The sequence below is a fragment of the Gammaproteobacteria bacterium genome (assembly GCA_013696315.1).
Taxonomy (GTDB): Bacteria; Pseudomonadota; Gammaproteobacteria; order JACCYU01; family JACCYU01; genus JACCYU01.
Window position 1 is genome coordinate 23854 of sequence record JACCYU010000107.1, and the last position, 20579, is coordinate 44432.

The window sequence follows — 20579 nt, forward strand, 5'->3', positions numbered from 1 at the left end:
TGCTCTTTTTTGGCATCGATAACAACCTCGTGACGGATTACAAACACACCCTCAACCTGCCGAAAACCGACTTTCCGATGCGCGGCAATCTCGCGCAGCGGGAGCCGGAAATGCTGAAAAGCTGGGCGGTGATGGATTTATACGCCAGGATTCGAGAGTCTTGCGCGGGTCGGCCGAAGTTCATCCTGCACGATGGCCCACCGTACGCCAACGGCGATATTCATATCGGTCACGCGGTCAACAAGATCCTCAAGGACATCATCGTCAAGAGCAAAACCCTGAGTGGCTTCGACTCTCCGTATGTGCCGGGCTGGGACTGCCACGGGCTGCCCATCGAGTTGCAGGTAGAGAAGAAAGCCGGCAAGACAAGCGCGAGGATTGACGCCAGAGCGTTTCGCGCGGCCTGCCGGAAGTTTGCCGGCAGGCAGGTCGATGGACAGCGGCGCGATTTTATTCGCCTGGGCGTATTCGGAGAATGGAACAATCCGTACCTGACGATGGATCATCGCTATGAAGCCGGTATCGTGCGCGCACTTGGGCAGGTTATTGCGCGCGGCCATGTGTTCAAGGGCTTCAAGCCGGTGCACTGGTGCGTGGATTGCGGCTCCGCGCTGGCCGAGGCCGAAGTCGAGTATGAAAACAAGACTTCGCACGCCATTGACGTACGATTCAGAGCCGCGGACGAGGCTGCTTTTCTGGATAGATGGCCGCTGGACGATCGAGGGCACGGGCCCGTGTCGGTGCTAATCTGGACGACCACGCCCTGGACGTTGCCCGCCAATCAGGCAGTCGCGCTGCATCCGGGGTTTTCTTACGCGCTGGTGCAACTGCAAGACGAGCGAGTGGTACTCGCCGTGCCACTGCTAGCTCGCGCGCTCGAACGCTATGGCAGGGAACGCGGGGAAATACTCGGCCGCGCGCAAGGCAAGGCGCTGGAGCATCTGCGCTTACAGCATCCGTTCTACGCGCGACAAGTGCCGGTGGTGCTGGGCGAGCACGTCACGACCGAAGACGGCACCGGCGCGGTGCACACGGCGCCCGGTCACGGCCAGGACGACTATATCGTCGGGCGGCGTTACGGCCTGCCGATTGACAATCCGGTCGGCGGCGACGGCCGCTTTCTGCCCGGCACCGAGTTGTTTGCGGGCGAGCCGGTCGAACAGGCCAATAAACACATTATCGAAGTGCTGAAAGCGCGAGGCGCGCTGCTACATCAGGCGATGCTCACGCACAGCTACCCGCACTGCTGGCGTCACAAGACGCCGATCATCTTCCGCGCCACGCCGCAATGGTTTATCGGTATGGAGCAACAGCGCCTGCGCGAACAGGCGCTGACTGCGGTCGGCGAGGTGCGCTGGATACCGGGCTGGGGCCAGGCGCGTATCGACGGCATGGTGCGCAATCGTCCCGATTGGTGCATCTCGCGGCAACGCAAGTGGGGGGTGCCGATCGCGTTGTTTACACATCGCGAAACCGGCGAATTGCACGCGGACACACCGAAGCTCATCGAGGCCGCCGCGGCGCGGATTGAGGCTGGCGGCATCGATGCATGGTTTGACCTGGACGCGAGCGACCTTCTGGGTGATAGTCACACCGAATACGAAAAAGTTACCGATACGCTGGACGTATGGTTCGATTCCGGCGTAACGCATGCCTGCGTGCTGGAGCAGCTGCCAGAGCTTGGATTTCCGGCCGACTTATACCTTGAAGGCTCTGATCAGCATCGTGGCTGGTTTCAGTCCTCGCTGCTGACCTCGATCGCCATGCGCGGAAACGCGCCTTATCGTCAAGTGCTCACGCACGGCTTTACGGTGGACGCGTCTGGTCAGAAGATGTCCAAGTCGCGCGGTAACGTCGTTTCGCCGCAGACGGTCATGAAAACCCTGGGTGCGGATATTCTGCGCTTGTGGGTGGCGGGCACCGATTACAGCGGCGAGATGGCGGTCTCCGACGAGATTCTCAAGCGCACGGCCGACGCATATCGACGCATTCGCAACACGGCCCGCTTTCTGCTCGCGAACCTGCACGGCTTCGATCCCGCGCTGCATCAGGTTCCGCCGGAACGCATGTTGGCGCTGGATCGCTGGGCGGTCGATCAGGCGCTACTGTTGCAGCGGCAGATACGCCAGGCGTTCGAGGAATATCAGTTCCATCTTATTTATCAGCAGGTGCACCGTTTCTGCGCGGTGGAGATGGGCGGGTTTTACCTCGACATCATCAAGGACAGGCAGTACACGGCGCAGGCTGACAGCGCGATCCGCCGCTCCGCGCAGACCGCGATGTATCACATCAATGAGGCGCTGGTGCGCTGGCTGGCCCCGATCTTGAGTTTTACCGCCGAGGAGATCTGGCGATCGATGCCCGGCGCGCGCGCCGAATCCGTTTTCTTGAGCGCCTGGCACGATGGCTTGTTCTCCCTGGGTGATGACGCCGTGTTTGACCACGCCGAATGGACCCGGCTGATCGAAATCCGCGACGCCGTCGGCAAGCAACTGGAGAGCTTGCGCAACGCCGGCGAGATCGGCGCATCGCTGGATGCCGATGTCACGCTCTATTGCGACGGTACAATGCTGGAACTGCTGAAACGTCTGGAAGACGAGTTGAGATTTCTGCTGATCACGTCATACGCGCGCGCGCTGCCGCTGCATCAGCGCCCGGCCGAGGCGCGGGAAGCGCGGCTTGCGAGCGGCGCCACAATTGATATCCGGGCATCGCCGGTCTCACATTCAAAATGCGTACGCTGCTGGCACCGCCGCGAAGACGTGGGACAACACGCGCAGCACCCGCACTTGTGCGGCCGTTGCGTCGCCAACGTTGCCGGCGCGGGCGAGCAGCGAAAGTATGCGTAAGTGATGGCTGGAATGGCACGGAGGCTAACGCCATCTAACCCGTAAATTTTTGGATAATTATCAGCATGCTTAAATGGACATGGCTCTCGATGCTGGTGGTTGTGATCGACCAGATCACCAAGTGGATGGCAAGCACGTGGATGGAACCTCACGTAGCACATCCGGTGCTTTCCTGGTTCAATCTGACGCTCGTACATAACACGGGGGCGGCGTTCAGTTTCTTGAGCGACGCGGACGGCTGGCAGCGCTGGTTTTTTATCGTGCTTTCGATTGCTGTGAGCGTGGCGATCGTTATCTGGCTGAAATGCCTGCACTCCAGCGAACACTGGACCGCGGCCGCGCTCGCCCTCATATTGGGCGGCGCGCTCGGCAATGTGATCGATCGCATCGCCCATGGTCATGTAGTGGATTTTATCCAGTGGTATTACGGCCAATGGTATTGGCCGACCTTCAACATCGCGGATTCTGCGATATCGGTCGGCGCCGCTATCCTGCTTATGCACGGTGTATTTTTTGCCAGCCGGGAGGAACGCGGGTAACGCTGAGGTCTCAATTCCGCCCGTCATCAATTAAAAGGGGTCATCGTGAACGGTTTTTAATCAACGGCGATCAGCGATACACTAAATGCTCGGGAATCATGTCATTCTGAGGCTGAAAGCCGAAGAATCTTCCGTTCGCCAAGGAAAACCAGATGTTTCACGCCGAGAGCAGTCGCTGTGCTCAGGATAACAGCTTGTTTGTAATGTGCTTATGCGAGCCTCAATAGTCCTCAAACGTTGTAGCCTAATTTTATGCAGATATTACTTGCCAACCCCCGCGGCTTCTGTGCCGGCGTAGACCGCGCCATCGATATCGTCGAGCGCTCGCTGGAGCTGTTCGGGGCGCCGGTTTACGTGCGTCACGAAGTCGTCCACAACAAGTTTGTGGTCGACGGCCTGCGCACCAAAGGCGCGGTATTCGTGGACGAGCTGGAAGAAGTCCCCGACGGCGCCACCGTGATCTTCAGCGCGCACGGCGTCTCGCAGGCGGTGCGCCGCGAGGCCGCGTCGCGCAATCTCACGGTGTTCGACGCGACCTGTCCGCTGGTAACCAAAGTGCACATGGAAGTCAGCCGCTATTCCAGGGAAGGACGCGAGACCGTACTCATCGGCCACCAGGGTCATCCGGAAGTCGAGGGCACCATCGGTCAGTACGAAAACGCGAAGCTGGGCGCGATCTATCTGGTGGAATCGGCTGAAGATGTCGAAAGTTTACAGGTGAAGAATCCGGAGCAACTGGCGTTCGTGACGCAGACCACCCTCTCGATGGACGAGACCAGCGACATCATCGACGCGCTGCGCGCCAGATTTCCCGATATCATCGGACCTTATAAAAAGGACATCTGCTACGCCACGCAGAACCGGCAGGATGCGGTCAAGCAACTGGTGGACAAGTGCGACCTGATGCTGGTGGTCGGCTCGCCCAACAGTTCGAACTCAAGTCGCCTGCGCGAAATTGCCGAGAAGAAAGGCGTGGAAGCCTATCTGGTCGAAGGGCCGGAAGCCATCGAAGACGCCTGGCTGGTTGGCAAGCAATCCGTCGGTGTCACCGCCGGCGCCTCCGCGCCCGAGATCCTGGTCGAGCAGTTGATCGAGGTACTGAAGAGCAAAGGCGCAAACGTGGTGCAAGAGCACGACGGCATCCGCGAGCAGGTGGTGTTTATGATGCCGAAGGAGCTGCGCTAGAACCGCAAGACGAACGGCGACAGCGATTCGATTTGACCGCGCCCCGTCATGCTGACGCTCTCACCGTCGATCGGGCGACGACCGCACCATATCCTTCCCTTTAGGGTGGTATCGTCGGTTAATCCAAGGCACCGCCGCGGAGCGAACGAACTGGCGAAAGATTGGACGGGGTACCGGAATTCACTGGGAAGACCTTGACGAAGACGTTAGCGTAGAAGGTCTGATTGCCGGGCGCCGTTCCGGTGAGAGTCAGGAATCCTTCAGGCGCTGGCTTGAAAAACGTACGGTCACTTAACCCATCATTAGATCTCGCCCGAGGACGCCGGGCGGCCACTGTATAAGTCCGCTCCCTCCGCGCTGAAAGTGCTGGTCGAAAGAGTCGTAGCTTTATTGCACGACAAGTACGCAAGCATCGTGCAGGAGCACAACGGCGTCCGCGAGCAAGTCGTGTTCGTCATGCCAAAGGAACTGCGCTGACTCCGCGACAAGGGTGGCGGCACTTCGCATCTTCCTGGCCCCCGACTAAAAGCCGATCTTGCGCCATCTATCGCGGCTCGAGTTGTCTCCGACGATGGTATTGGTGGCCGATGTCCATACGCCGCCGGTCTGACGCGCGAAGTGTTACCTGCCAATTTACCGTTGGGAGGCAACCTTCTCCAGAACCAAACACATGCAATTCCGCGGATCCCTCCACTTATCGCTGACGATCCGCCCGCTCTCCTCCTCAAAGCGAAAGGTCGGCCTTTTGCCGCCCGTCTTAGCTTTGCAGCCGCTTGCATACCTTCCGTGAGACAGCGGCCGGACGGACTGCTATCTAAGGCCGATGAACGGAAACAAGCGTTTTCTCCTCGGCTTCACGCTCGTGGAACTGGTCGTGACTATTGCCATCTCCGCCATCTTGCTCACCACCGCGATCCCGAGCTTCCAGGCACTTATTCAAACCAACCGCATGGCCGCTAACGTCAACGAGTTTATTGGCGCGTTAAACCTCGCCCGTAGCGAGGCCATTAAGCGCGGCGTCGACGTGACGGTGTGCAAAGGAACGGCGGCGGGTTGTAATCCTGACGCTGATTGGGAAAACGGCTGGATTGTATTTTCCGACCTTAACGGGAACATTACCATAAACGCTGGCGACGAAGTGCTGCGCGTCTACCCGGCGCTGGATGCCGGTTATACCTTCTACGGCAACAACAATGTGACGAACCGCGTCACTTACAACCCGAAGGGCATGTGCGCCATGGGCACCTTGGTCATGTGTGACGCTCGTGGCTTCGATGAGGCTCGCGCAGTAGTCATCGCGCGCACCGGGCGCGCTCAGACTATCGCAGCCACAGTGTCTACACAGACAACGTGCGCGGCATCTGGTTAAGAAATCAGATGATAACCGACGGGGGAGAAAACTCGGCGATCGCACGTCGCATGCAAAGTAAAGGCTTCACGCTCATCGAGGTTCTTGTCGCACTCGCGATCGTGTCGATCGGTTTGCTGGCAATCGCCGCATTGCAGGCGACTGGGCTGCGCGTCAACCACGGTGCATACCTGCGCACCCAGGCCAGTTATGTCGCATACGACATTGCCGATCGCATGCGCGCAAACTTGGCGGCGGCGGTCGCCGGAAATTATCAAGTCAACGCCAATACTCCACCGACAGCCCCGGTCGCCCCGGCGGCCCCTGGTTCTGGCTTCGATTGCATAACGAACTTCACCGGCACCTCGGTGGCGAATACTTGCGGCCCAGCCGAGCTGGCTCAGGCGGATTTGTTCGAGTGGTACGCAAGCGTTGCGGGGCGCGCAGGCCCGCCGATAGTGCCTGCCCTGTTACCCGCCGGCGAAGCGACAATCGCTTGCGCCGACACTCCTTGCACGCGTGGCTCACTACACACCATTACCGTGCGCTGGGACGGCGACCGCACGGGGGCCGCAGGGCGGAACTGCCCACCACAGGACAATGACGACCTGCTTTGCGTGCGCATCGTTGTGCAGCTATGACGCGACACGGCGCGAGCCGCGACCAACACGGCTTTACCCTGGTCGAGATGATGATCGGGATGGTCCTCGGGCTGCTGCTGCTGGCGGGCGTGATCAATATCTTTCTGAGTGGTAGGCAAAGCTATCAAATGCAGGAGGGTTTCTCGCGCCTGCAGGAAAACGGCCGCTTCGCAATGGACGTCCTCGCGGTTAATCTGCGCCACGCGGGGTTCAAACCCAATGCGCTGGGCGTCGATGACTTCGCGTTTCCGGCAAGCGCCACGGCGATTGCGCCAACGGTTGCAACCTTCGCAACAGCTTCCCAAGTTGTAGCGGGCACTGACAGCAATGCGAATACGGCCGACCTCATTCGGGACGGCACCGACACACTCAGCTTTCGCTTCCAGGGTACGGGTGCCGGCGTACCCTCGCCGCTAACCGATTGTTTGGCCGCAACGCCGGCCGCTGGTGCGCTGGGTATTAACACCCTCTACGTGCGCACACCGGAGAATCAGCTCCACTGTCGCGATGGCGCGGGCCAGGATCAGCCGATGCTGGACGGTGTAGAAGGTATGCAGGTGCTTTACGGCGTAGACACCGACGGCGATCCCGATCGCACCGCGAACCGATACGGTACCGCCGCAACGTTGACCACCAACGGTGATTGGGCCCGCGTCGTGAGCGTGCGCGTGGCGTTGCTGCTAAGCACCGTTGAGGACGTCACCAACGCCCCGGACACGACTACGTACATCCTGCTTAACAATGCCGCGGTAGGACCGTTCAACGACCGCGTGCGCCGTCACGTGTTTACCACTACGGTCGCTCTGCGGAACCTGCTCCCGTGATCAATCCATGAATAAACCCATACGGAACTCAAGCACGCAACCACAATCCGGCGCCGTGCTGGTCGTCAGCCTCATCATGCTGCTGGTCATGACTATCATCGGCATCGCCGCCATGCGAACCACCGTGCTGCAGGAAAAGATGGCGGGCAACGTGGGCGACCTCAATCGCGCCTTCGAGGCCAGTGAGGCCGCGCTGCGCCAGGGCGAGCGTTGGGTGAATGATCTAGTGGCGAGACCCGACACCACGACATCATGCGCCGCGCCCTGCGAGGTTGTATGGGACAAGGTTGATGCGACCCTGAATCCGATCGAGGCCACAAGCACCTGGGATTCGGACAACGTACGCGCTTACGCGGGAACAATCCCCGCGGTCGCGGCTTTACCCGAGTACTACATAGAACATGACGAATTCCTTAAAGATAACCTGAACGTCGGCACGGCGAACGACAACGTGGGACGCGACCTTTACCGCATGACGGCGCGCGGCGTCGGCAGCGCCGCTACGACTCAGGCGATCGTGCGCACGGCCTATGCGCGAAGATTCTAAAAAAATAGGTGGTGTGGGCCGGCGTCGAATAGAAATCGCCGACGCGCGGACGGGGAAGAGATTGCCATGACATACTTTAAAACGGTCAGCACCGTATCAAGCAGCGCGGCGCTGGCCGCCGCCCTCGGCTACGCCGCCTCCGTGGCGGCGCTGCCCTTAAATTTAAGCAACGGCCCACTTTTCCTGGGCGGCAACGTGGAGCCGAACATCGTCTTCAACCTGGATGATTCCGGCTCCATGCAGTTCGAATACCTGCCTGGGGCGGGATTTCACGACGTCAGCACATTCATGTTTCCCCGCCCGAGCGCGCCTTATGGCGGCGGCACCTATACCAATTACGTGCCGAACTTCTTCGACAAGAACCTGCACAATTTCTACATGCGCTCCGCGCACAACAACTTCGCCTTTTACAACCCCAACGTCACCTATCTGCCCTGGTTGAATTCAGACGGCTCGGAGATGCCGAATGCCAACCCTGCAGCCGCCTACTACAATCCCAGGATCACGAGCCAGGGAACGCTCAACCTGACCGCGCAGCAGACCCAGAGCGCTTTATGGTTTGGGTATTGCGGCCCGAGCTCCTCCGGCAACTGCCTCAACACGGGTGTGTACGCATCGAGCAATATCAATGACGCCTATTATCAGGCGGCGAATGAACTCAATTACTCTGGCGGCCCCACGCAGTCGCATACGTACTGGCCCATCACCTACTACAACTACACCAGCGGCGCGGTAACCGAGCGCGGCAGCTATGCAAGAGTGGAGATCACGACCACCACGTCAGCGGGGGCAACGTTCGCGTATACCGATCCAATAACGGGCCTTGCGATGACCCGCACCCGCGACCAGGAAATCCAGAACTTTGCGAACTGGTTTCAGTACCATCGCTCGCGCATTCTCATCTCTCGCGCGGGCATCGGTCGGGCGTTTGCCGAGCAAGGTCCGGGCATGCGGGTGTGGTTCGCGGCCATTAACCAAGGATCGAAAAGCATCGACGGACAGACCAGCCCGGGCGCGATGGTTAAGGGTGTGCGTCCCTTTTCCGGCACCGATCGCGATGCCTTTTTTACCGAACTTTACGATCACGTCATTCCCGCCGCGGGCACGCCCCTGAGACGCGCCGTGGATAACGTCGGCAAGTACTTCGAGCGCACTGACAACAGCGGCCCTTGGAGCGCGACACCTGGCACAACCAGTAGCGCGGCTCATCTAGAATGCCGCCAGAGCTATCAAATTCTGATGACCGACGGCTATTGGAACGACGATCCGGCACCGACATCCGGTGCAAGAGCTAATGTCGACAACACGACAGTACCCGTAGCAGCAACCATAAAAAATGACCCTTTATTACCTTCTAAGTCGTATAGGTACGTGGCAGCCGCCCCTTATAAGGACGTTTGGGCACATTCGAATCCCAATGGCGGCACTCTAGCCGACGTGGCCATGTATTATTGGGGACGTGACTTGCGGACTAGCATCGCCAACGACGTCACTACGAATCCGCTCGACCTCGCTTTCTGGCAACACCTGACTACCTTCACCGTCGGCTTGGGCGTCTCTGGCACCCTTGATCCAGCCACAGACTTTCCGGCGCTCATCAACGGTACAAAGCAGTGGCCGAATCCGGAACCCAGCACCGCCGGCTCGCAAAATCCCGAAAAAACAGACGACCTCTGGCATGCCGCCGTCAACGGGCATGGACAGTTTTTCAGCGCGTCCGATCCGAGCACCTTCGCGCAGTCTTTGAGTGATTCGATCTCCGCGATCAAGGACCGCAACGGCTCAGCAGCCTCGGTCGCGCTCAACTCGGGGTCGGTTGTCAGCAACACCAAGCTTTATCAGGCGCGCTTCGATAGCGGTGACTGGAGTGGTCAATTGGTTGAATACGCGGTGCACGACGGCGTCGATCACTCCTACGGCTGCACCGAAGATGATCCAAAAGGCAAAGTATGCCCGGACCAAGTGTGGGATGCGGGGGAAATTATCGATACACAAAACTGGAATACCGGCCGCAAGATCGTCACGTACAAACCTTCAAACCGCGACGGCGTCGTGTTCCGCTGGCCCGCAAATTCGGCCTCGCCAGCGGCGAACGAACTGGACTCGACGCAGGTTGGCGCACTTAACGACAATCCCGCTACCATTGCCGTTGACAATGATTCGAAAGGCCAGAGTCGGTTGGAGTATCTACGCGGGCGCATTGTCACCGAATTTCGCAATCGCTCCAGCGTGCTAGGCGACATCGTTTATTCCGCGCCCGCCTACGTGGGCGCACCGTCGTTTGTCTATCCAAAGACTTGGGGGGTGGGGGCGCCGGAGACGTCCTACGCTTCCTTCCGGGCGGCGAACGCCAGCCGCATACCCACATGCTCTACGTCGGCGCCAACGACGGCATGCTGCACGCCCTCGACGCCAGCAGCGGGGCTAACGGCGGCAACGAGCGATTTGCTTACGTGCCGAGCGCGGTATTTCCTAACCTGAGCAAACTCACGAACCGCTCTTACAGCCACCAATATTTCGTGGACGGGTCACCCACGGCGGTCGATGCCTTCGTCAGTGGCGCGTGGAAAACCATTCTCGTCGGCGGTCTGCGCGCTGGTGGGCGCGGCGTTTACGCGCTGGACGTAACGCAGCCCGTAACATCATCGACCGCGGAGTCGAGCGTCGCCGACCGCGTTCTGTGGGAGTTCAATCACACCGACACCGACGGCGCGGATCTTGGATTCACCTTTGGCGAAATCAACATCGTCCGCATGAAGAACGGCAGTTGGGCGGCCGTATTCGGCAACGGTTACAACAGCACTAACGGCAGAGCGGTGTTGTACATCGTCGATCTGGCCGACGGCAGCGTCATCAGGAAGATCAACACGCTCGCGGGCAACACCACTCAACCCAATTGGCTGGCCGCTCCCGCGCCCGTGGATATCAATGGCGACTCCATTGTCGACTACATCTATGCGGGAGACCTGCTTGGCAATATGTGGAAGTTCGACGTTTCGTCGCCTAACGCCCTTTCCTGGGGTGTCGCGTACGCAGGAGTGCCACTCTTTCAGGCCAGAAACGCGACCAATCAACTACAGCCGATCACGGAGCGGCCGCAGATAGGCATGCATCCAATGGGGCTGCCTACACAAGAGGGTGTCATGGTGTATTTTGGCACGGGCAAGTACATCGAAACGACCGATAACTCCCCAACCGGCCAGAACACCCAAACCTTCTACGGTATCTGGGACAAGAATCAGTCCACGCTGACTCCTTTCACGCGTGCGCACCTGTTGAAACAGCAGATCATCGATGAGTCGACGGTGCACGGCTACAACGTGCGAGTAACAACCGACAATAAGATCGCATGGCACGGCACGAGCGGTAATCCGGCGGATTCTCCACCGACCACGCACTTAGGCTGGTATATGGATCTTCTGAATACGGAGGGCGGTAACGCAAATAATGGCGGCGAGCGCCAGGTGTCCAACCCCATTCTGAGAAACGGGCGGATTATCTTCCCGACCTTGGTCCCGACCGCGATCGTCAACGCGTGCGACTTTGGCGGTAGCGGTTGGCTTATGGAACTGGACGCGGTCAGCGGTGCACGGATGGCATTTTCACCATTCGATTTGAATAACGACGGCAAGTTTGACAACAACGATTATGCGGACGTTAATGGGGACGGCGTTGGTGACACGCAGGTCAGTGGCAAACAGTCCGATGTGGGCATCATTCCAACGCCGGGCATAGTGGCGGGAGTGGATCCAGTGGAATATCAATACACCCCCGGCTCGACCGGCGAAATCGAATCTACGCGGGCGAACGCGGGCAACAAGGATCTTGGTCGCCAGACCTGGCGCCAGCTTCGCTGATCTTATTTGTTGAGGGACGCATTATGGTTTTCAGAGCATGGTGCATCGTTAGTTTCCTCGCCGCTATTTGCGCGGCGCCCGCGCACAGCCAGTTTTCGCAACGCGAGGAACTCGGCTACGAACGAGTGGGCACGATAGAACACATTGACCGAGCCGGCAGGATCGTTCGCATCGATGGTCACTCTTACATATTGCCTGCCGATCTCGTGGCCGATCCAAACGTCGAATACCGCGTCGGAGATGAGGTTGGCTACTCCGTTTCTCCACCTGGCCCCAAGGCTAGCTCTGCAACGCTCAAGACCATGATATTGGTGACGCACTAGTCAAGAACTGGATCTAGGATTTTCGAGGAAACATGATTATGAGTATGGCAAAGATTCAAGCGCGTGGTTTCACCCTGGTTGAGCTGATGATCGCCGTCGCGATAGTTGCTATCCTGGCCGGCATTGCATACCCCAGCTATGTGAATCAGCTACAAAGCAGTCGTCGCGCCGAAGGGCAGGCCTTGGTAATGGAGATCATGGCTGCGCAGGAACGATATTACAGTTCGAACAACACCTACACCTCTGACCTTGCACAGCTCGGCTATACCTTGGTCAGTGGAAACCTTGATCCCGACGGAGGCTGGTACCGGATCACCGCGGCGGCCTGCGGCACGGCTGCGCTCAACGCTTGCGTGAATCTCTCCGCCACTGGGCAGGGAGCACAAGTTGACGACGGAACCTTGACCTTGAACTCGCGCGGAGAAAAAACGGGGCATTGGTAGATTCCCGGATCATGCCTAATGCACCCCGCGCGCGAGTTTCCCTAGATCAATCTTCTCAATCTTCCCAGCCAGCGGCGTAGCTCTTCAGAACGGTTTGCAGTACGTCCGCTGCATCGTTAGCAACAGCTTTCCAACCTTGCTCTCATCCGCTAGTCGGACTGCTGCAGCGTGGACGCAATTTACTGAGCAGGTCGGATTTACCGACCAATGGCTGTCTGGCCGACGTGGCGGGCGGCATGTTTTCGGCGACGAAGCGGACATTTACAGCACCAGAGGTGGGTGCGTTCAACTAATTCGCGAGCGATTCGCTAAACAAATGGGGAGGTTCTCGATATGATCCATATCTGCAACTGCACCGCTCGATCACGAGTTCACGCTAGGCGATGATGCGACGTATACTCACCTGTGGTCGGCGTAACAAAACGGAGAGGGATGCCTATCAGTAGAAATAGATCCAGCTTTGATAGAATCGGGCACGCGTCATTGAAATAGCAATATGAATGCATTGTCGGCAACGAGTTTGCCCGCCTTCTTGAAGCTCGTGGCTGGAAGTTACGCCGAGTCGCCGGTTGCCCGTTCACTGTTTACGCTTGGTGACGCTCGCGAAAACCTTTTCTGTCGCGCAATGGCGGATGAACACGGCCACAAGCATGTTCACCGCATACCGGGCGAATTCCACTCCGGGCTGTTTTCCAGGCTGTCGGTAAGTCAGGTCGCGAAACGCCTGGGATGTTAGCCACCACGACCGCACTGGTTTAATATGCCCACGTGGAGAGTCGACCCGCACTCGTATATGTCTGAGTTGGATGGTCTTAAAGAGGAGCTCGCCTATCTTAAGCTCTGGCTCTCGGCATCATGATCGTTACAACAATTAGCTTGGTCGGATGGCTACTCAGCAATTTCGGATCCGCGCATTGGCTGATTTTCGTTAGCGGCATCGTTGTCTTGCTGTCACTCGGCGTAGGGTGTTTAGCTCTCCATCGCCGCATAGAGGGCCGCATTCAAGAGGTCCGGAGGCTCAAGTAATGGAAATTTTAATGTCTATTGTTCTGATCGCCGCCGGCGGTCTTTTCACGTATCTCGCGCTTGACGCGGTTCGTCGCGCGAAGTAAGCACATCATTCCGCGTGCTCGTACTGCGCGCGTCCAGTTGTTTGCATCGCGTTGATCGAACGCGGTATCCGCTATCGCGCATCGTCCAATCTTATCGTTCGGATGGTTCGTTTCGGTTCACCAGAATTTGTATCGACCGCGATCACTTTGATCTTCCATACGATCGATCAGCGCGTCCCTGTCGGTGAGATCGATATCCGGCTGGGCGCACCCTCGAACCGTCGCCCACTGACACTTGAAGGTTTCCGTGCGGCACCCTTCATTTAGAAGCAAATTGTCGCAAACCGCATCCTCGATAATCTGCGTAACAGTAACGCGCGTCCAGGCTGCGCGCCGCTTGAGCCCGTGCGTGAGTTCTTCGTCCAGATTGCGCGTGATTTTCATATTGATGAGCATATATGGATAAGCATAAATCTGTAAAACTGCTTGCTCAGTGTACTTAGGACGCGAACCACGCGCGCGCGTTGCCGATTGAAACGATAACTTGAGGAATAGCACATGACTGATCGTGAGCGTCGCACGACTCTCAAACTCATGACCTTCAACATTCTGCGCGACGGCATTGGCGAGGGCGGTAATCGGCGTGAGCGCATCGCCGCGCTCATCGCCAGACACAATCCAGATGTTCTGTGCATGCAGGAAGGCGGGGACGATGCTTGCTGGGGGGGTATGGCGGATGAACAGGGGTTCAAGCATGTGCAGAACATTCCCGGCGAGTTTCAGCCCGCGCTCTTTTCAAAGCTGCCGGTCAAACAGACCGCCACGCACAGCGGCGTAAAGTATGTTTATTTTCAGGTCGATCTGGGCCGCTTCACCCTGGGCATTTACAGCATCCATCTCATGCACTGGCCGCCGGCCGAGGGCGAGAGGATCGCGGCGTTGCGTAAATTGCTGGCTTTAATGCAGGTACAAGGCGATGCGTTCATTTGCATCGCCGGCGATTTCAACTCGCGTGCGCGCGGCGAGCAAGGTCTGGATTTCGGCGTGCAGCGCATCGCCGCATTCAACAAATGCGTTATCGGTCCAGAAGACTGGACCCGAGCTACTGACCTTATGGTAATGGCGGGTTTTATCGACTGTTACCAACGCAAGAACCAGGCGCCCGGCTACAGTCTGCATCCGTTGACCGACGGTGCTTCACAAAAAGGCACGCCGATTCGCAAAGACCAGCTCATCCGGATCGGCGACGGGTTGATGATGCCCCCAGTAGTTCGCATCGATTATGTCTTCGCGAACCCGGCGCTGGCGGAACGCCTCACACTCTGCGAGCTGGACGAGTCGGACGAAGCTCTGCAGGCATCCGATCATCTGCCGCTGGTTGCCACGTTCAAGCTTTGATCAACTGCTCATCTTCAGCCACGCCCCGGGCAACCACACTTGCACGCCGGGATCTAAAGCGAGAAAATGACTATGATCGTGACCATAGTTAAAAGAGCTCCGATGAAAACAATGAAGGCCTCTGAATTCAAGGCTAAGTGCCTTGCCGTGATGGATAAAATCGCCGCCGACGGCGATTGCCTGGTGATCACCAAGAATGGCAAGCCCGTGGCGGAACTGCGGCCCTTTACCGGCGAACGCGTTCAATCTCCCTTCGGCATTCACAAGGGGAAAATCGAAATCCTGGGCGACATTATGGAGCCGATCGATGTCGATGAGTGGGAAGCGCTTAAGTGATCCTGCTGGATACCCACGCCCTGATCTGGATGGATGCTGACGATCCCAAGCTGGGCGTGAAGGCGCGCCGGGTGATTCAAGCGGCGTGGAAAGATGGTGAAGTCGTGGTCAGCGTAATCACATTTTGGGAATGCGCTTTGCTGTATTCAAACAACCGAATTCGCTTGCCCGCGACGCCACAGGATTGGCGCGCCGACCTACTGGCTGCGGGTCTCCTCGAACTGCCGCTCGACGGCTCGATCGCGATATTAGCCGCGCAGCTTCAGGGCCTGCATAAAGATCCAGCCGACCGCTTCATTGCCGCCACTGCCATGAGATTTGAAGCAACTCTGGTGACAGCCGATGCGCGACTTCTGCGATGGCGGCAAGTCCCAAAGTCGCAAGACGCAGCCCAATAGTCCCACATAATCAGCCTTTGCATCGAACGTCAGCGCGCCGCTTTACCGCAACTGTAATACGCCATGTTGTGCTCCAGGCGGGCGTCGATGCCGTTACTGCGCAAATAATGCTCCTGCGTCCAGAACGCGACGCGCTCGCGCAGCAACGTGGCGTCGCAGCTCCGATCGCTGGATTCGCCGGCCACGTCCTGAAGGAAATGGACGAGTTCGTGCACGATTACCGAGCGCGTGCGAATGTCGGACAGCCTGCGTCCTTTTTGGATGAGCAATCGGTCCCGATCGTAAATGTAAAGCCCGACGGTGGGACATTGACGGCCGGGACAAACGTAGCGGCGGATCTCGACCGCCGGCGCCAGACTGATCTGCGGACAGTGGTCCGGCGGCGTGTACTCCGCGTATTGCGCGGCCACTAGCAGCAATTCCAGGCATAGCTCTTTCACTGGCACGGGCTCCAAAACGGGCGATTAATTCAAGCATCGGGATTGTCCGTTATGCGCGACGATTTACTTTAAGAAGCCTCTGATCAAACGCTGTCACGCTGTCATCTCCAGCGGAGATATCTTGTAACTGACTGATTTAGACGCGTCTTCGCGGCGCAAGATTTCTCGCGGAGTTTATCCTGAACGCCAGCGAAGGGCTTCGAAATGCAGTTGTTCAGTGCTTTCTTAATGGGAAAGATTGGCAAAAACGCCGGCAATGCGCGACTGAATCGCTTCGGCGGCGGCTTTCGGGTCATCGGCATTGCGGATCGGGCGTCCGACGACAATGTAATCGGCGCCATTCAGAAACGCGTCCTCCACATCGACCACCCGTTTCTGATCGTCCGCATTGGTCACCGGCCGGATGCCTGGCGTGATCACGAGCAGCCGGTCACCAAGCTTTTCTCTCAATGCGCGCGCTTCAAGACCAGAGGATACGACGCCGTCGCAGCCGATCTCCAGCGCGCGGCGGGCTCTCGACAGCACCAGCGCGTTCACGTCGCATCGGAACCCGAGGTCGTCCAGATCGGCCTGGTCGAGGCTGGTCAACGCCGTAACCGCGAGGATTCGCGTGTTGCCCTTCTCCGCGGCCGCCGCCTTCAGCATCGCGTCGTTACCGTGCACGGTTGCGAAATACGCGCCGCGGTTCCTCAATCGCCGGACCGCGGCGCCCACCGTCTGAGGCACATCGAAAAACTTGAGATCCACGAACACCTTCTTGTCTTGCGTGGCGAGCCAGTCGATGAGATCGAAATAACCATCGGCCATGAACAGCTCCAGGCCGACCTTGTAGAAGCGCACGGTGTCGCCGAGGCTTTCAACCGTATTTCTCGCGAACTGCGCGCTTGCAACGTCAAGCGCGTGAATGAGGCGTTCCCGGACCGGAATATTTTTCCGCGAGAGGTAATGCAATTTTTTGTTAATGGATTCGTTCATGTTTGCTGCATGCAGGTCATCGAACAATCAGGGCGCGGTGTATCCATGCACCCGGCGGCGGCATCGCAGGCCGGACCGCGAAATCCTAAGGCGCAGGATTCGAGTGTACCGCATTCGACAATGCGGCTGGCGAGCATGAAATCGCGCACGCTCTGGACTAAACTCCATCAACCTTAACGCTTACGGAAAATCATATGAGTCTCCAATCCGCGCTTGCGCAGCCTGTGGCAAAACCGTCACGCATAAATCGTGGGGGGCGCATTCCGGATGCCGACGATCCTGCTGGCCGCGATTCTGGCGGCGGTTGCCGGCTGCTCGACGTATGGCGACAGAGTCGCGCCCGTGCCGCTACCCGAAGCGCAGCCAGGGCACGTGGATGTCGATGGCGTCAAGCTACTTGCCCAGGCATATGTCGAGCCCGCGACTGCAAAGTCGGCGCTCGGCTTCGACGCGCGATCCGCGGGTCTGTTGCCGGTGCGCTTCGTGATCGACAACCAGGCGGGCAAGCGGGTTGCCGTGTCTCCAGGGCAGACGTTTCTCATCGACGCCCAGGGTCAGGCGTGGCCGTTGCTGACTGCCGATCAGGCATACGAAAGGGTGAAAGGTGAGGTCGATGTTGGCGAAACGGTCGCCGGCGCGGCGAAGCCCGCGGGGCTGCTGGGCGCCGCGTGGGCGCTGGTCGGGGCTGCTGTGGGAGTGGTCACCGGCGAGAACGTGGGCACCGCTGCCGCGGCAGGTGCAGCCGCCGGCGTGGCGCTGGGCGGCGTGGGCGGCGGCGCCTACGCCAATCGCGAAGTCGGCCGCAAGATCAGTGACGATCTGGCGCGCGAATCGCTACGTAACCGGCGCGTGCAGCCGGGCGAACTGGCGTACGGTTATCTATTCTTTCCGGGCAAGAACGAGGCGAGTTCCGCCACGCAACTGCGTCTGGGCCTGCGGATCGGCGATGAGAAACGCATCGTAAAATTGCCGCTTCAGTGATAGTCAATTGCAGCGCACTGCTTAGCGCCTGCCCCAAAACGTCTCCTGTCATTCTGAGCGGAGCGAAGAATCTTCATAAGTAGCCTCTCGGAGATACGAGATTCTTCGGTCGCAATGCGCCTTCAGAATGACAGTAGCCAGTTTAGACTGGCTTCTTGATGCGCAGCGGTTTGGCATCGCACGACGCTGGGGAACGCGACTCGTATTCACCATCCAGCGCTCCGCCGTGACCTGTCGATCCCGTGTCGAGATCATATTCCGCGCCGTTCGCGACGTAGCCGCCGCGCACCGGGTCAGCGGCCAGCAATAGCGGCGTGTCGAGATCATTCCAGGCGAATCCTCCCAGGCCCGCCGCGAAGTGGGCAGCGAACCCCATCGCCAAACGGGTTTCCACCATGCCGCCCATCATGAGATCAATTCCGGCGGCCTTTGCTATCGCGACGATCGCCATGCTTTCCACGACGCCGCATTTCGCGAGCTTGATATTGATGACTTGCGCCAGACTGTCGCGCGCGATGCGCAACGTATCTCGTGCACTACGGCAAGACTCATCAGCCGCGATCGGCACGCCGGCCTCGCGCGCCAGCCGGCCCATACCCTCCCAATCCTCGCGGGCTACCGGTTGCTCCAGTAAGTCCGGCTCGATGTTATGCGCGCGCAGCACTTTCAGAAGCTCAAGCGCCTGCTCAGGTGTATAGCCTTCGTTGGCATCCAGGATCAGCCGGCAGAGCGCATGGCCGCGCCGTATGGCACGCACACGCTCGACGTCTTCGGATGGATTAAGCCCCACTTTAGTTTTGAGTGTGGTAAAGCCCCGGTGCTGATACTGCGCCGCCAGCCGCTGCGCCTCGTCCGCGGCGCAGATCGGTATAGTGATATCGGTGGTGAGACGACTTTGGCAGCCACCGAAGAAACAAAACAGCGGCACGTCCCAGTATCGACACAGCGCGTCGATCAGCGCCATCTCCAGACCTGCGCGCACTGAGGCATATTCGGGCAACTCGTCGGCCAAATCCCGCGCGATCCGGCGCCATTCGCCGGCATCGCGCCCGATCAGCTTGCGCGCTTGTTCGCTTAGTAATCGAAACGCGGTCGCCTGATCCTCGGTCGTGACCTGCGGCAGGGTCGGCGTCTCCCCCCAACCGGTGCTGCCGTCGTCGAGCTCCAAGCGGATAGCGACGTTGGCGATGTGATCCAGACGCGACACCGCGATCGTAAACGGCGCCAGTAATGGAACGTTCAGCAGCCGTATTTCAACCCGCGCGATTGACGGCAAGTCTTATTCCTCAGCGCTGTGTCTTAAGGGATCGGTAACTTTCTGCTGAACGCGGCGATGCCGACAGAATTATTGGCAGTGGAAGTGCGTGCAATCCAGCATCGTGTTTCGTACGCCGTAACATTTTCGCCGCAAGGCCAGTGTCTTTGGATATTTAGAAGCGCTTGCGACACGGAACAGTGGCGCGCACTGCTGCATCGCAACTGCTCGTCGCCCAAAATACGCCACTCATGCGGAAGTCGATGGATCACTGGAGCGACACTCTAGTAAATTCTCACCCGATCGCCGCAAGCCTCCGAGCGGTGGTCGGACATGTAAACTCCGTTTGAAGCCCCGCTCTTTTCGCGGGGCTTTTTTATTGCCCGCGTCTTATGGAAAGCTCAATCCGCGATTCATTCTTCAACCACGCCAGCAATTCCAGGTTTGCGAGACAAGGTTGTTATTGTGACTGAAATGCCGCCGCTAGGGGCGCTCTAAATCCGTCCCATTCTGAATTCTGCCGGACGCCGCAAATACTCGGCACGTTCATGGTGCCGGCGAGAGGAATCGAACTTTCGACCTTTCTGCCGACGGCAAGGGCGGCGTTTATGTGTATCGGTCGCAAGACTCGTCTGAAAGCTGGCAGGCGAAAAGCTGAACGTGAGCGGCAACATGCCGACGCCTGCAACCAGGCAAGCGATATATGGGAGCGCGCTAGGCCAGCGAGCGGCGACCATCGGTATTTACGGGACAAAGGCGTTAATTGCTATGGCATCCGCAGCGCCGCCGATCGGCTGGTGAACCCCGATGGGGGATACGGAGGGGACGCTTCACTCCTGGGCAGGACCCGCTGGCGAGAAGTCGAAGGCATGGTGTTTGTTTGGTGAGATTAAGCAGAAGTACTACCTGACACCACGTCAGCAACCCACACCGACCAGATTAAGCGGAACGGGAAGTTAAGGACCTTGGGCCGGGACAGACGCATCCCAGGGCGAACGTTGCGCAGCATGCTACCTGGACAGCTCACCATCGCCGATTAGCTGAAAGCAACGGGCGATGGGACAGGCGCGGTGAAGCGGAACTCCGCGTGATTCAGCCAGCGAGCGGACCCCGCCGGGCTTCTCCTCTCTGCGGGGTTTTCAGTTTCAGGCCGCGAGGCATTCAACGAACTTCAGACTCAAGACCCGC

The 20579-nt window shown here is 58.7% G+C and carries 20 protein-coding genes; 15 read left to right on the forward strand and 5 right to left on the reverse strand.

The features are described from left to right. Positions 1–29: 29 nt before the first annotated feature. The 10 genes from ileS (at position 30) to H0V34_06655 (ending at position 11790) form a co-directional block, all read left to right on the forward strand. Positions 30–2849 carry an isoleucine--tRNA ligase gene (ileS, locus tag H0V34_06610; GenBank protein MBA2491380.1) on the forward strand — a complete coding sequence of 940 codons (2820 nt, stop codon included), beginning with the start codon at positions 30–32 and terminating at the stop codon, positions 2847–2849. A 65-nt stretch (positions 2850–2914) separates the two neighbouring features. After that, positions 2915–3388, forward strand: coding sequence for a lipoprotein signal peptidase (locus H0V34_06615; GenBank protein ID MBA2491381.1), 474 nt, complete (start codon positions 2915–2917; stop codon positions 3386–3388). A gap of 252 nt (positions 3389–3640) precedes the next feature. Further along, positions 3641–4573: a 4-hydroxy-3-methylbut-2-enyl diphosphate reductase gene (ispH, locus tag H0V34_06620; GenBank protein MBA2491382.1), complete on the forward strand. Its 933-nt coding sequence runs from the start codon at positions 3641–3643 to the stop codon at positions 4571–4573. 88 nt (positions 4574–4661) lie between these two features. Next, a complete protein-coding gene (locus tag H0V34_06625; GenBank protein ID MBA2491383.1) occupies positions 4662–4868 on the forward strand; it encodes a DUF2442 domain-containing protein in 207 nt (68 codons plus the stop codon). A 528-nt stretch (positions 4869–5396) separates the two neighbouring features. Continuing rightward, complete coding sequence (locus H0V34_06630) at positions 5397–5942, forward strand: GspH/FimT family pseudopilin (GenBank protein MBA2491384.1); 546 nt, start codon at positions 5397–5399, stop codon at positions 5940–5942. An 8-nt stretch (positions 5943–5950) separates the two neighbouring features. Then, on the forward strand, positions 5951–6562 hold the full coding sequence (pilV, locus tag H0V34_06635; protein ID MBA2491385.1) for a type IV pilus modification protein PilV: 612 nt from the start codon (positions 5951–5953) through the stop codon (positions 6560–6562). After that, a complete protein-coding gene (locus tag H0V34_06640) occupies positions 6559–7386 on the forward strand; it encodes a PilW family protein (protein ID MBA2491386.1) in 828 nt (275 codons plus the stop codon). The genes pilV and H0V34_06640 overlap by 4 nt, the downstream gene beginning before the upstream one ends. Positions 7387–7393: 7 nt before the next feature. After that, positions 7394–7933, forward strand: a complete 540-nt coding sequence (locus H0V34_06645) for a pilus assembly protein PilZ (protein ID MBA2491387.1) — start codon at positions 7394–7396, stop codon at positions 7931–7933. A 66-nt stretch (positions 7934–7999) separates the two neighbouring features. After that, positions 8000–10414, forward strand: coding sequence for a hypothetical protein (locus H0V34_06650; protein MBA2491388.1), 2415 nt, complete (start codon positions 8000–8002; stop codon positions 10412–10414). Beyond that, positions 10300–11790, forward strand: coding sequence for a hypothetical protein (locus H0V34_06655; protein MBA2491389.1), 1491 nt, complete (start codon positions 10300–10302; stop codon positions 11788–11790). The genes H0V34_06650 and H0V34_06655 overlap by 115 nt, the downstream gene beginning before the upstream one ends. A 2-nt stretch (positions 11791–11792) precedes the next feature. On the opposite strand, the gene H0V34_06660 is transcribed toward H0V34_06655, so the two are convergent. Next, the gene (locus H0V34_06660) at positions 11793–11972 is read right to left on the reverse strand and encodes a hypothetical protein (GenBank protein MBA2491390.1); all 180 of its coding nucleotides are present in this window, start codon (positions 11970–11972) and stop codon (positions 11793–11795) included. A gap of 185 nt (positions 11973–12157) precedes the next feature. On the opposite strand from H0V34_06660, the gene H0V34_06665 reads away from it, so the two are divergent. Next, positions 12158–12556 (forward strand): type IV pilin protein, encoded by a 399-nt coding sequence (locus H0V34_06665; GenBank protein MBA2491391.1) that lies wholly within the window; start codon positions 12158–12160, stop codon positions 12554–12556. 1229 nt (positions 12557–13785) lie between these two features. On the opposite strand, the gene H0V34_06670 is transcribed toward H0V34_06665, so the two are convergent. Then, entirely contained in the window at positions 13786–14052 is a 267-nt protein-coding gene (locus H0V34_06670; GenBank protein ID MBA2491392.1) for a hypothetical protein, read from the reverse strand. 114 nt (positions 14053–14166) lie between these two features. Between H0V34_06670 and H0V34_06675 the strand changes: the two genes are divergently transcribed. From H0V34_06675 to H0V34_06685, 3 genes are all read left to right on the forward strand, one after another. After that, positions 14167–15006: an endonuclease/exonuclease/phosphatase family protein gene (locus H0V34_06675; protein MBA2491393.1), complete on the forward strand. Its 840-nt coding sequence runs from the start codon at positions 14167–14169 to the stop codon at positions 15004–15006. Between the two features lie 102 nt (positions 15007–15108). Then, positions 15109–15342: a type II toxin-antitoxin system Phd/YefM family antitoxin gene (locus H0V34_06680; protein MBA2491394.1), complete on the forward strand. Its 234-nt coding sequence runs from the start codon at positions 15109–15111 to the stop codon at positions 15340–15342. Further along, positions 15339–15740 (forward strand): type II toxin-antitoxin system VapC family toxin, encoded by a 402-nt coding sequence (locus tag H0V34_06685; GenBank protein MBA2491395.1) that lies wholly within the window; start codon positions 15339–15341, stop codon positions 15738–15740. The genes H0V34_06680 and H0V34_06685 overlap by 4 nt, the downstream gene beginning before the upstream one ends. 29 nt (positions 15741–15769) lie before the next feature. On the opposite strand, the gene H0V34_06690 is transcribed toward H0V34_06685, so the two are convergent. Both H0V34_06690 and pyrF read right to left on the reverse strand, forming a co-directional pair. Continuing rightward, entirely contained in the window at positions 15770–16180 is a 411-nt protein-coding gene (locus tag H0V34_06690) for a hypothetical protein (protein ID MBA2491396.1), read from the reverse strand. A 225-nt stretch (positions 16181–16405) separates the two neighbouring features. Beyond that, a complete protein-coding gene (gene pyrF, locus H0V34_06695) occupies positions 16406–17155 on the reverse strand; it encodes an orotidine-5'-phosphate decarboxylase (protein MBA2491397.1) in 750 nt (249 codons plus the stop codon). A 267-nt stretch (positions 17156–17422) separates the two neighbouring features. Here pyrF and H0V34_06700 point away from each other — a divergent pair, with 267 nt between their 5' ends. Next, a complete protein-coding gene (locus H0V34_06700; GenBank protein MBA2491398.1) occupies positions 17423–18136 on the forward strand; it encodes a hypothetical protein in 714 nt (237 codons plus the stop codon). A gap of 142 nt (positions 18137–18278) precedes the next feature. On the opposite strand, the gene H0V34_06705 is transcribed toward H0V34_06700, so the two are convergent. After that, positions 18279–19412 carry a dipeptide epimerase gene (locus H0V34_06705; GenBank protein ID MBA2491399.1) on the reverse strand — a complete coding sequence of 378 codons (1134 nt, stop codon included), beginning with the start codon at positions 19410–19412 and terminating at the stop codon, positions 18279–18281. Positions 19413–20579 lie beyond the last annotated feature (1167 nt).

Excerpts from the sequence above, each read along its gene's own strand:
- H0V34_06615 (MBA2491381.1), top strand. The coding sequence starts at position 2,915 with ATGCTTAAATGGACATGGCTCTCGATGCTGGTGGTTGTGATCGACCAG.
- ispH (MBA2491382.1), top strand. The coding sequence starts at position 3,641 with ATGCAGATATTACTTGCCAACCCCCGCGGCTTCTGTGCCGGCGTAGAC.
- H0V34_06630 (MBA2491384.1), top strand. The coding sequence starts at position 5,397 with ATGAACGGAAACAAGCGTTTTCTCCTCGGCTTCACGCTCGTGGAACTG.
- pilV (MBA2491385.1), top strand. The coding sequence starts at position 5,951 with ATGATAACCGACGGGGGAGAAAACTCGGCGATCGCACGTCGCATGCAA.
- H0V34_06640 (MBA2491386.1), top strand. The coding sequence starts at position 6,559 with ATGACGCGACACGGCGCGAGCCGCGACCAACACGGCTTTACCCTGGTC.
- H0V34_06645 (MBA2491387.1), top strand. The coding sequence starts at position 7,394 with ATGAATAAACCCATACGGAACTCAAGCACGCAACCACAATCCGGCGCC.
- H0V34_06650 (MBA2491388.1), top strand. The coding sequence starts at position 8,000 with ATGACATACTTTAAAACGGTCAGCACCGTATCAAGCAGCGCGGCGCTG.
- H0V34_06655 (MBA2491389.1), top strand. The coding sequence starts at position 10,300 with ATGCTCTACGTCGGCGCCAACGACGGCATGCTGCACGCCCTCGACGCC.
- H0V34_06665 (MBA2491391.1), top strand. The coding sequence starts at position 12,158 with ATGGCAAAGATTCAAGCGCGTGGTTTCACCCTGGTTGAGCTGATGATC.
- H0V34_06670 (MBA2491392.1), bottom strand. The coding sequence starts at position 14,052 with ATGAAAATCACGCGCAATCTGGACGAAGAACTCACGCACGGGCTCAAG.
- H0V34_06675 (MBA2491393.1), top strand. The coding sequence starts at position 14,167 with ATGACTGATCGTGAGCGTCGCACGACTCTCAAACTCATGACCTTCAAC.
- H0V34_06680 (MBA2491394.1), top strand. The coding sequence starts at position 15,109 with ATGAAAACAATGAAGGCCTCTGAATTCAAGGCTAAGTGCCTTGCCGTG.
- pyrF (MBA2491397.1), bottom strand. The coding sequence starts at position 17,155 with ATGAACGAATCCATTAACAAAAAATTGCATTACCTCTCGCGGAAAAAT.
- H0V34_06700 (MBA2491398.1), top strand. The coding sequence starts at position 17,423 with ATGCCGACGATCCTGCTGGCCGCGATTCTGGCGGCGGTTGCCGGCTGC.